Origin of the sequence: Arthrobacter sp. Rue61a (genome assembly GCF_000294695.2) — a bacterium.
Classification (GTDB): Bacteria; Actinomycetota; Actinomycetes; order Actinomycetales; family Micrococcaceae; genus Arthrobacter; species Arthrobacter aurescens_A.
In genome coordinates, this window is record NC_018532.1 from 220,348 (window position 1) to 231,551 (window position 11,204).

General features: G+C 58.7%; 11 protein-coding genes. 4 read left to right on the forward strand and 7 right to left on the reverse strand.

Annotated elements, in window-relative coordinates; all coding sequences use genetic code 11:
- Positions 1 to 2: 2 nt before the first annotated feature.
- From ARUE_RS22720 to ARUE_RS22740, 5 genes are read right to left on the reverse strand one after another with little or no spacing between them, the layout of a single operon-like run.
- On the reverse strand, positions 3 to 785 hold the full coding sequence (locus ARUE_RS22720) for a hypothetical protein (protein ID WP_014923554.1): 783 nt from the start codon (positions 783 to 785) through the stop codon (positions 3 to 5).
- Positions 786 to 788: 3 nt separating this feature from the next.
- Complete coding sequence (locus ARUE_RS22725) at positions 789 to 1,133, reverse strand: hypothetical protein (protein ID WP_014923555.1); 345 nt, start codon at positions 1,131 to 1,133, stop codon at positions 789 to 791.
- Between the two features lie 14 nt (positions 1,134 to 1,147).
- Complete coding sequence (locus ARUE_RS22730) at positions 1,148 to 2,329, reverse strand: MinD/ParA family ATP-binding protein (RefSeq protein ID WP_014923556.1); 1,182 nt, start codon at positions 2,327 to 2,329, stop codon at positions 1,148 to 1,150.
- Positions 2,330 to 2,369: 40 nt separating this feature from the next.
- Entirely contained in the window at positions 2,370 to 2,903 is a 534-nt protein-coding gene (locus ARUE_RS22735; protein WP_014923557.1) for a hypothetical protein, read from the reverse strand.
- A complete protein-coding gene (locus tag ARUE_RS22740) occupies positions 2,903 to 3,973 on the reverse strand; it encodes a M23 family metallopeptidase (RefSeq protein ID WP_162486270.1) in 1,071 nt (356 codons plus the stop codon). The genes ARUE_RS22735 and ARUE_RS22740 overlap by 1 nt, the downstream gene beginning before the upstream one ends.
- Positions 3,974 to 4,331: 358 nt before the next feature.
- Between ARUE_RS22740 and ARUE_RS24340 the strand changes: the two genes are divergently transcribed.
- Positions 4,332 to 4,661: a hypothetical protein gene (locus ARUE_RS24340; protein WP_162486271.1), complete on the forward strand. Its 330-nt coding sequence runs from the start codon at positions 4,332 to 4,334 to the stop codon at positions 4,659 to 4,661.
- A gap of 201 nt (positions 4,662 to 4,862) precedes the next feature.
- Here ARUE_RS24340 and ARUE_RS24345 read toward each other — a convergent pair whose 3' ends face one another.
- Both ARUE_RS24345 and ARUE_RS22760 read right to left on the reverse strand, forming a co-directional pair.
- Complete coding sequence (locus tag ARUE_RS24345) at positions 4,863 to 5,294, reverse strand: hypothetical protein (protein WP_051025145.1); 432 nt, start codon at positions 5,292 to 5,294, stop codon at positions 4,863 to 4,865.
- A gap of 537 nt (positions 5,295 to 5,831) precedes the next feature.
- Positions 5,832 to 6,827: a hypothetical protein gene (locus tag ARUE_RS22760; RefSeq protein WP_014923560.1), complete on the reverse strand. Its 996-nt coding sequence runs from the start codon at positions 6,825 to 6,827 to the stop codon at positions 5,832 to 5,834.
- 974 nt (positions 6,828 to 7,801) lie between these two features.
- Between ARUE_RS22760 and ARUE_RS22770 the strand changes: the two genes are divergently transcribed.
- The 3 genes from ARUE_RS22770 (at position 7,802) to ARUE_RS22780 (ending at position 10,890) form a co-directional block, all read left to right on the forward strand.
- Positions 7,802 to 8,035, forward strand: a complete 234-nt coding sequence (locus ARUE_RS22770; protein ID WP_017197895.1) for a hypothetical protein — start codon at positions 7,802 to 7,804, stop codon at positions 8,033 to 8,035.
- 111 nt (positions 8,036 to 8,146) lie between these two features.
- Positions 8,147 to 10,072, forward strand: coding sequence for a hypothetical protein (locus ARUE_RS22775; RefSeq protein WP_014923561.1), 1,926 nt, complete (start codon positions 8,147 to 8,149; stop codon positions 10,070 to 10,072).
- 578 nt (positions 10,073 to 10,650) lie between these two features.
- Entirely contained in the window at positions 10,651 to 10,890 is a 240-nt protein-coding gene (locus ARUE_RS22780) for a hypothetical protein (RefSeq protein WP_014923562.1), read from the forward strand.
- Positions 10,891 to 11,204: the final 314 nt, after the last annotated feature.

The following is an 11,204-nucleotide window of genomic DNA, read 5'->3' on the forward strand; positions in this document are numbered from 1 at the left end:
TGCTAACGCTTAGCGTTTGCATACTCAACCCACCCCTCACGGGTCTTGTCCTGGAAGAAGGCGTTGACCAGCTCGTCCCGCAGAACCGGCGTGGCTTCGTCATCCATATTGGTTCCCACGCTCATCGGGCCGGAGTCTTTGACCCTGCCGCCGAAATCCTGGCCATTTGCGACAATCGCGGCATCAGAAATCTTCCAGTCACCGTCCCAGACGAGTTCCAAGGTGACAGTCTGGAAGAACGCACTCGGGGCCGTCTTTACCTTGGCGCCGACAGCTCCGAAGAAGACCTGAACCACAGCGCTCTTCTTAGGTTCGCAGCTGGCCATCCGGTACAGACCGCCAGCGGCAACGTCAGAGCGGTAAAGCCAGCCTTCGTCGAAGGACAGACTGGACAGATCTTTTGAAGTGGTCAGTAGATCCCCTTTTGAGGTGATCTTCTCCGTCCAGGTCCCAGCCTTACCAACTTCAGCCAAGGTCTTTTTCTGCTGCGCCCAAGTGGAAGTGTTTACGTCTTCGATGAGGGGTGTGTAGTTGGCGGCTGCTTGGGCGGCTGAGTCGCAGCTGCCGTCGTAGCCGGTGATGGTTTTGCCGTCGCTGGCGGTTTTGGTGCCGCCTTCTGCGATTTTGATCCCGGAGACTGGGAATCCGAACTTCCCGGACGCCTGCAGGGGGCTGGGGTCATCCTGCTTGGCCGCCGGTGCCGGCGGGTTCAGCAGTACGACGGCAACAGCGATCACCAGGATCACCGCCCCCAAGGCTGTGAGGAGTTTCCAGTGCTTCCGCATGGGCTAGGCTCCTGCTGCCGTGGCGAGTGCCAGGATGCCGCCGATGATGACACTGGCTCCTGCTGCGGCGCCGAAGGCGATACCGGTTTTCTTGGCCCCCGACGCGCCTTCTTCGATGTCATCGGAGTGGCCGCGGTTGCGGGCAACGCCCCATTTCATGAGGTTCCACAGGAAAGCGCCGGCGAGGAGGACAAGTACCAGAGCCCAGAGTGCGCCGAGGATCATCTGGACAGCTCCGGTAAATTTCACGCCGAGAACGTCGATGCTGGGGGTCACGCCGTCCAGCGGGTTATCGATCAGGGGCACGGCGGATCGGATGATGATTTCGTTGCTGATGGTGCTGAACATCGTTTTTGGTTTCCTTATCGGTTGGTGGTTTTGGTGGCGGTGGCACGGTCAACGGCCAGGAGGCCTTCAGCGATTTCCGCTGCAGCACGTTCGAAGGCGCGGCGGGCCGGGTCCCCGACGAGCTGCCAGTCGATGATCGAGCCGGTATCCAGCGCCCCGTCATACGGGATGTCGATCATCACCCGCACCGCGGAGGACAGGTTCTCGCGAAGCTCCGCCTGCTCTGCTGCGGAGACTTTCGCCCCGCCGCCCTGGGTGACCAGGACAACGGCATTGGATATCAGGTCTTTGTAGTGCGGGTTGCCGGTGCGCTCGGACATGGATTCGAGCTGTTCGATCATCCGCAAAGCGGAGACGACAGCGTTGCGCTTGAGTGTCGTGGGGATTACCAGCTGGTCGGTGACCTCGATGGAGGCGAGCCAGTTCGCCGAGCGGGTGTTGTTCCCGGTGTCCACGATGATGGTGTCGTAGAAACGGCTGACCACCGTGTGGATCCGGTTGAACTCATCGGCACCAATGGACTTCATCCGGTCCGCGTCCTCGTCCGCGACCAGGACCGAGAACTGGTTGTTCCCTTGGTGCCGGGTGTAGTAGGACAGCTCGCCCTTGCGGGCGGTGACGGTCTCGAAGGACTCCAGAACGTTCAACAGGTCCCACACGGTGCGGGTGGAGTCGTTCGCGTTGGTCCGGACCCCGGCGGTGCCCATCATCTCGTTGTTGTCCCACACCAGCGTCTGCTGCCCGGAGTGGATCCCGAACGTCGAACCCAAACCGACGCTGCACATCGTCTTACCCACCCCTCCCAGGGGCTGAGCGACCATGATCTGCATCGGCCGGGAGTAGACCCGCTGGATTGCAGACAGATCCGCCCGGCGTGCCAGCTCGGCCGCGCCCACCTTGGGGCTGATCAGACCGAAGCTGACCGCCCGCAGGAACGCCTGCCAGCCGGTGGCCGGCGGCAGCTGGTCATTCACGTTCTCCTTACGCAGCACAGCGGCGCTGCGGCGGCCACTGACCAGCGGCGCCTCGCGGTGATCCACAACCGTCTCGGCCTTCTCTTCTGCCGCGGACGGTTCAGCATCCGGTACGGCGTGGATGATCGTGGCCGGATCCGCTGCGATTGATTCGGGTTCAGTGTCGGTCAGGCTAATGGGTGCGCGGCTCTTCCGTTCGCTTCCTTGCCAGTTCGTGCTCATCGGATGGTTCCTCTCGCTCGGTTCAGGTTTGGTCTTGGGTTCAGGACGCCGGGTCTTGCGGGGATATGGCTGTGACCAGCCAGGGCTCCTGCTGCCCGGACCGGTGCAGGAGCATCGTCCAGCGGCCCGCATCGGTGGAAAACGTTGCCGTGACGGTCAGCGGGTTGCCGGCGTCGCTGCTGATAACGGGCCCGTCCGTGACTTTCCGGATGGGCACCCTGGCCGGGTCGATGTACTTCGCATCCTCGGCGTACTCAGGTGCCAGATGCTGGGCGAGGTCAGCGGACCAGGTTGTCTCCGGGACATCAGGACGGGCGAACAGGCCCATAACCTTGGACGCGGTGTCCTTGACCGACTTCTCAGCGGAGGCGTCCCACGTCACCTCCGGGACGCCGTAATGCTCATCGGCGCCGTGGTCGTGGCCGTCGCCGGCACCGTGGCTCTCCTGGCCGGGCTGTCCGGTATTCACGGTTGGGGTGGAATTGGTGGCGGGTTCGGTGCCCGCGTTTCCGGCGCAGGCACTCAGCGAGAGCGCAACGGCCAGTGCGGCGGTGAGCGCGAGGTGCTTGCGCATCAGAGAATGCCTTTCTCTTTCATGATCGGGGTCGGGTCGATGGTGGGATTGATCGGGACCATGGGGTTGGGCAGGACGCCGGCGAAGAACTCCATGTGCAGGTGACGGCCGGTGACGTTGCCCGTTGCGCCCTCAGTACCAAGGGGGGTTCCGGCGGCCACGGTGTCACCTTCCTTGACCTTCACTGAGCCGGCCTCCATGTGGTACATGCCGATCGTGAGCTTTCCGTCCACGGTCTGGCCGGTCACGCCCGTGCCGAACAGGCCATCCATGTTGCGGACCTTGACGATTTTCATGTCCGTCAGGGCCACGATCGTTCCCGGGCCGCCTGGGTGCACGAAGTCGATGCCGTAGTGGAAGTTGGCCAGCACTCCCCCGGCGGTGCCGGGAGGTGCCGGGCGTGGACCGTAGCCGCTGCTGTTGATCGCCCCTTCCATGGGAGCGACCCACTTACCGGCCAAGTCCCCGACAACCTGGTTGCCTTCAGCCGGGCACACCCCGGACGGGTCCACGGCTGCGGCGGATTCCCCGCCCAGGGCTTTGAAGACTTCCGTGGCTTGGGTGCGGAACTTCGTGTAGTGGTTCGGGTCCGCGTTCCGCTGCGTCCGGTGAATGGCAATGGTCGGTTCGAGCGTTTCCCAGCCCTCCACACGCTGGAGAGCCTTGAAGAACAGTGTTGAAGATTTGGCAGGGTCCATCCTGTCGGCGTAGGGCCCCCAAGAGTCCCTTTGCTGGAACAGGCCACGGGAGTCCGGCCCGGCCGCGTCACCGTAGTCGATGACGCGGAGCGTTGACTCGCCGATCGCAGCCTGAATACCTATCAGCTGCGCGGCGACCGGCAACTTGAGGGACTTGGCCGCGTTCATGATCGACTGGGCGTTCTTCATCTGCTCGGCATCAAACCCGGCTACTCCCCCGGCAGGGACAGTGCCAGCGGAAACCCCGGCAGGTGCAGCACACGATGATGCTGCCTGCGCCGGATCACTGTCGTCCAGGACAACAGTGACAAGACCAACGGTCAGCAGCGCCACGACCGAGGCCCCTACGCTGACGATACGCCGGGCACTCAACTAAGGACTCCCTTGAAGATTTTCGGCTCGGAGCTGGCGGACCGAGGGGGCAGATCTAGATGCTGGCAGTTTGACTGAACCAGCGATAAGCCGGTCAGCGGATTCGGGGCGCCGTATGGCAGAAGTACATCCACTTGTGTCCCTCCCCTAGGGCGTCGCTTCGACATCCCACTTCCGAGCGTTGAGAGGTTCCCGCTTCCGGAGCCGCCGGCAATCCACTAGGCCTGCGGGTGAACGTCAGGGTTACCTTGAACTGTCCTAATAATTTATATACTTATAGTCGATGCTATAATACTTAAAATATTAAGTTGTGATGGAAGATTCGTAACCGAGTGAATGTTTGGGCACAATGGGTTGCATGCCAAAGACTGTGCGCCCACAGGATCCGGCCTGGTCTGACGATCTTGATGCGGCCGCGGTCGCATATGGAACCCCCGTGCGGCTGCAGATTATGCGACACCTGCGTCTTGCTGGACCGTCAATGCGCTATCAGCTCGAGCAGGCAACAGGAATTAAGCATGCACTCTTGGTGCAGAGCCTCAATCGACTGGAGGCGACCGGAGTTGTTTTGGTCAACCTCCCACCAGCAGAGCGCTCGACGCGGGCGCTTACCTATGCCCTCGATCGCGAAAGGGCGGACTACCTCCTGAGTCTCGTGGCGAAGTATGTCCACGCTCGCGATTTTTGAAGCCCGCCTGTCCCCCAAAGCCAGGCGGGCTGCACTCTTAAACGGCATGAAATCGAGGTCGAAACCAGTGGTTGGAAGAAGGTGGTTCATTTTCCGCCCATCGATAGTCTTTCATGCATGTGTCACGCATGTGTGAGTGCTGGTTAGACGATAGCAGTGCAACTAACGGGGGCCAACTTTTTGGGTTTTAGGGCGTGGCGCTTAAACGCCTTCGTCCAAGATTTTGGCGATAGCCTTGAGAGCTTCTGGATCGACAGGGCCAAGCGCACGAGCGGCGAAATTTCTAACCTCTGCGCGCCTCATGCTGCGGATAAGTTCCAGCTCGGCTTCGACTCGTTCAGGGAGCCTGCCGCCTTCCTGGAGTAGATATTCGGGGTCGACATCGAACACTGCGGCTATAGCTCGTAACGCGTCATCGGGGACCACCTGTTCCTTCCCGGACTTCAGCAGTGACCATCGCGTTCGAGAGATGTAATACCCGGCCTTCTGAGCGCCTTCGCGGATGGCTGGGTAATCGAAGGGTTTACCGGAATCAGACACGATGACGTCCAAGAGGAGATTGATCTTCCGAGCGAGCGCCTCGGCCCGTTGAATCCCAGCCGCTCGTTGCGGCGACAGATCAAAATCGCTCAAGTGATCAAGCTCCAATTGTTAGCTCCGGCGAAACAGCCGAAGGTGACCAAACCTATAACCGCACCGATCAGGGCCTCGCCCCAAGAATGCTCGCGAAGGGCGGTTCGACTGAACAGCATCATCGGTGATAGTACCAACAGCCACGCAAACGAAGGCCCAAATACCTGCGTAGCCCATAATGCTGCAAAGGTCAGCACGGACACGTGCGCCGAGGCGTTCAACCTTCGGCGCACTAGTGCAAGCCCGGCGTTGCCTGCTACGAGTCCGACGACTGTTGCTGGGACGGGGGCAGGAACGTCGACAAGAACGCAAATCAGGGCGGACGAAAGAGTAAGCGCCGTCACCAGCGCCGTCCGCCAAGCTGTCGGCAATCCGAGCATCTTCGCCAGAGTTGGAAACTTCTTGTACACAAACCCGGGGACCGCGACGACTCCTAGTGCCAGGATCAATGTCGCCACTATGCCGATGTCCGATTTTGCGCCCGCCAGGAGTATGACGGCTAGCAGCACAGCGGCTGGTGTGAAGATTTTGGAGAAATTAGCTGCCAAGGGGGACGGGGATACCAGCTGGACCTGATTCTGCAATTGATGCCTCAATATCGTCTAGTAACTTCAATTCTTCAGGTGATAGAAGGCCTGGGTTTTCAACCCTTATGTCGTCAATGAAAATGATCCAGCGGTAAAGCTGGTCTTTTGTGGACCGGTGATGCATGCTCAGGGCTGCCGCCTCCCCCGCACGGGTTCCTGCTTCCGTAGCCAGGAGCCTGCCTACGATCGGCTGGAGCCGTGCTAACGCCGTACGCTGTCGCGATCGGCTGGCAGACTGCTCCCTAACGCGCTGATATGCAGGAAGAGCAAGCCCAACGGCGAAGCCAACCAGCGTCAGGGCAATTAGCGCCCTATATCCAACATATAGAGCATCCGCAAGGCCGTTCTCAACTCCGGTTGCCTCCTGCGCCACAAGCATGAGCTTCGTAGCCACTGCCAAAACTCCGACAAAACATGACGCAGCAATGACGTCAAACCCGACCCGGAAGGACGTTGTCTCTCCCGACCGGTTTCTGCGGTGACACTCGACTCCCGTGTAGGCGGTAATGAGGCCAATCCAAGTGAAAAACAGACCCTGATACCAGGCGATCGAGAGGTCCCCGGCAAAGACATCAGTAAAGTTGGTAGCAGAGTTAGGGGTATCCGCGGTCAGTAGCAGTACCGCCTGAACGGCAACCAACGCGATCCCTGCTACCAGCAAGGCTTGCCACCTTGTGCGAGGAGCGCCTGTAGCAGCAGCAATTAACCTGCTCAGCTCTGTCATGCCGAGACCGAGGACGGCGTGTACGACTAAATTCAGAATGTTCCTGTCGCCCATCCAGGAATCAAGGCTTACGTAGACTGCATCGATGTTGAGGGTTGTGCCAGTAGCAACCAGGACCATGGCGGTAAGGATTCCTGGCTTCCACCCGAACCTCAATCCCACGATCCGGGTAAGCACCACTGTCCAAAGGATAAGAGCGGGAAGTATTTGGAGGAGTTTCATCCAAAGACCTCCTCAAACCGGCTCACGGGAGCTGTAGGGCCCTCCAGAACGAGGGGCGAAAGCATGTAGGCTACTTCCTCTGCAGCCTTCTCCATGTCATTCCACTGCGGGGAGCGCGCGAGCATCCGTCTGATGCCCTTCTGCCGCCCAATGTGATTGAAGATTGACGGTATTGGCACAGCGAGTCCCTCACAGCCTTGATGCCCCAGGAGGATGTGTCCGAACTCATGGCAGATCACGTGCATGCGGAGGAGTCTAGGGTGACTTTCCGGGACAAGTATGTGGGATTTTGCTTCCGTTTCGAGCCAAAGACCGGATAGGCCAGGAATCGTGCTACTGGGAACAAGTCGAAGCTTGATGGGCTTGCCATGAGCGTCTTCGACCGCTTCCAGCAGATGTTCGAAGGAGACCTCGTTGGGCAGTTGCAACTGTTCAATAGCCGTGTGTGGCGTTGGGTGCAGATGTCCCGAGATGGGCCTTCGGTCGGTCAAAATTTTTCTCATTACAGCTCCACTACAACAAAATCACGCATGTTTCACGCATGTGTGACTAGACTATCTACCGTGCGCAAGGCGCAGGCGGCGCCCTGAAGTCCCCGCCAACATATATCAGCAATCGACGACGGCGCTTGTCACATGAAAGGCGATATGGCAGCTATTGCTAGCATCAGCGGACAGCGACAACCATGCTCGAAGCGCCGTCACACCACACCCCGCATGTGGAACCAGCCGCTCCAGAGTCAGAGAATAACTACTGCACAGGCTTCAGCGCACAACAGGCGTGGTCTGACGCCAGACTCGAGAGACCAGCGACACGCGGAGCCGTTTTCTGTAAACAAATCCCGGAGCGATGTCCTCGGCGGTGCTAGGTTCGATTCAGTCGATAGCTGTAAACGGAACTTCGATCGACCGCATGTGGCACCAACAATGAACCAGCGACAACCTCTGGTTGTCCGAGATTCAAAGGACCTGACAATGAGCGCAGTAATCAATCGTGGAGGCGGTAGGCCCAGCAAGGGTCTCCGCAAATACATTGGCTTCCGCACGCCAGCCAAGACAGCGGAGGACGTTCATATGATCGCTGCCGCAAAAGGCATGACTGTCACTGACTATGTTGCCTCAGCAGTCGACCGGTCCCTGCGCGAAGATTTGGCCCTGCTTGATCAGTTCACCCAGCAAGACGAACTTCCGATCCGCATGGCCTCGTAGATACAAGGAAGGCCCGCCATTAGCGGGCCTTCGAAGCTGAAGATTCACGATCCGGACAGCTTGCCGGCAGACAGATCGTAAATCGTATAGAAGTCCTTCACAGGCCTTCATTTGTGTTGCAATACCGATCTGGCAGGATCGGCCATTTCTTATTCCCTGAACAGGAACAAAATCATCGTACAACAGCATGCTCTCGTGCTGCCAGCAGCCGACGCTACTGGCGTGTCTCAAGAGCCACCCCAGACCTCTACCGCCGCTCAGGCGTGGGCTGCGATTACTCCGCTTCTCGCAGGTCAACCGCGCATTCGCCTCTCTCGGGACGGCGGTAAGACATATCCCCAGAAGCACGAACGCGCGCTGACTGACACACTGCCCACTTTGCCTGCGGCCGTGCGCATCTTCGGTAAAGACGGCAGCTGCTCGGCGATCTTCCTTGACTTCGATGCGTCGGTTGCGGGCATCGACTGGGTAGAAGCCGATGTGAAATCACTTCAAACATGGCTCTACAGCTGCGGCGCCCGGTGGATTGAAGATTACTCGCCCAACGGTGGGCGACACGTATACATACCCTTTGACAAGCGCGTTGCCTTTTCGGAAGCACGAGACCTTGTCGAGGCGCTAGGTACGCGATACCGCACGCTGGACAAGACGCCTCACCAGAACATGCTTCATGGGTGCATGCGCACGCCAGGATCACCGCACAAACGCGGCGGCTACCAAGAACTCGCGATGAGCCTCAGCACGGCCTACGACGTCGCGCGTCGCCCGAACAAGGAACAGGTCTGGGAAACAGTTCGGGCTAGCCTCAGCAAAGAAATCGCCTATGTACGTGCGTTGAGACTTGAACAACCCCTACCAGCGGACACTGAATCTGCCGAGGTACTTCCAGCGTCGGGGCGAATGTCCAGGCGTATGCAGCAGATGGCGCTCTCGGGCCTATATGACGTGAATCGATACGCCTCAGACTCAGAGGCGCGTCAAGCAGTCCTAACGGCAGCCGCCGCGGCAGGCATGAGACTCATCGACGTAGAACGTCGAATCCTCCAGGGCTCCTGGCCGGGGCTGGCATCGTTCTATGCCCGATACGACTCCAGGCATCGGCTGACATCGCTGGCGCGGGACTGGAAAAACGCAATCAGCTATCTACGAAAAAACGAAGTCTCCAAGACAAGGAATGACAATGTACGTAAATCCCCCACAAGCCAGCCAAATACACAGCCCCCACTTAGAACTGCACTCACGACCGATGCGAACAGCGAGCATCGGTACCTCCGAACTTGGCGGAACGCGGTGTCTCTCAGGGAGCCCACGTACGCTAGGTCGCGCACCGGTCTAGCCAGACGTATGGTTCTCAGGGCGCTTGGAGCAGCGGCCCACATGACCGGGTCTCGTTTCATTGAGTTTGGTGACAGGTCAATTGCCGTCGCCACAGGACTTGACCACACAACTGTGGGCTTTCACTTGAGAGCGCTGCGTTCAGAAGAGGATCCATTGCTAACTCTGGTTGAGCGTGGTCGGGGGACTAAAGGCGATCTATACATGCTGACTGTTCCTGAAGGTATTCGCTCAGCAGCCGAGGAACTATCTTGGAAAAAAGGCAAGATGCACGCGCTCCGACCCGTCTTCCGGGAACTGGGCCTGCCGGCAGCGTTTGTATACGAAGCTTTGGAACATACCCCGGGTTTGACGACCACGGAGCTGGTCGTCAAAACAAAGCTGTCTAGGACTGCCGTGAGCGAGAGTCTCGAGATCTTGGCCGCCTGGAATATGGTGTCGAGGAATCGTGGGCGATTTTGGATGGTCGTCACTTCGACATCCCTCCAGGAACTAGCAGAGTATTTTGGAGTGCTGGAGTCTGTAGCCGGCCAAATACAGAGGTACCGCATTGAGCGGACTATCTGGCGTGAGTGGCTTTCGAGAAACGTGAACACAATAGCGGAACTCTTATCCCCCACGGACGACTACCCCTGGGAAGCCTATGAGGGGCCGCCAGATGAGTGGTCGCTCGCTGACATGGCGTTTACTCGGGCCATGTGAACCGTGCACAGGTCCAACATTCGCGTCTTTGAACGAGTCGGACGGCGGCAGTGGGTTCCCCTACCGCCGCTGAAACTGCTTGGTAAGGGTGTCCGAGCATGCGGTTCGTAAATAGAAGATCGCTCACTCCCCTAGCGACGGTTACTGGGCTGGTTCCATCGTTGATGAGCCGCTTGGCGTGACATTCCTGTCTCTGCACCTATATTGGCCCAAGACAGTCCAGAGCCACGCGCAGCGCTAACTGCTTCGTTGAGACGCACACTGGCCCGCTCGTAACTGCGTGCGGCCATCTGCAGGGCCCAGGCTATTACGTGCTGCTGCCATTCGTTCAGGATCGTCTCTTCGACTGCTAGGGGCGGTGTACCTGGGGATCCTATTAGTGCTTTTGCTCGGTACCTGGCCATGTCGGTTTTCCCCGGGCCTTGGACGCGCTGCCACTGTCTACCAGTCCAACCGCATTCGCAGCTACCTTGCCAGCCAGTTGCCTCACTTTCCGGCACGAGTTCATAGCCAGGCAGCCGCGGGTCTCGTTTCCTTCCGCCGGTGATTCCTTCGACGCGGATCATCTCGTTATCTTCATGGTGCGAACCCAGCCGGCCATCGTTCAGAAGGATTCCAAGTCGTCCGCGGTGGAATCCTTCTCCGAGATCCCATTCCATGAAGTGTCCTATCTGTCAGGTCCTCTTGACGTTCCTCCACTTTACGTGACGCTGCTCGACTGGACTCCCCTGCTCGACTGGACTCCCCTGCTCGACTGGACTCCCCTGCTCGACTGGACTCCCCTGGTCGAGCAGAGGAGCCCTGAGGGCGTTCCTTGACGATGGCTGAAGATGAAGTTTAAATAATTATGTCAAGACAGAAATATTGATTGATAGCCTTTATTGGTGCGATATCTGTCTTGGCTCCTCCCCACGGACGTGATGATGACTGGCCATGCCTCCCAACGCTCAGGAGTCTCATGCGTTCTCCCGGAGCCCCCGGATCGCATTAGGACGCGGATCTAGCGCCCATAAATAAATAATTATGTCATGACAGAAAGATTGATGGGTGGCTGGAAAGATTGATGGGTGGCTGGAAAGATGACTGGATTGAAAGATAGATGCCAATAATGATTGAAAGATGACCAGACGTA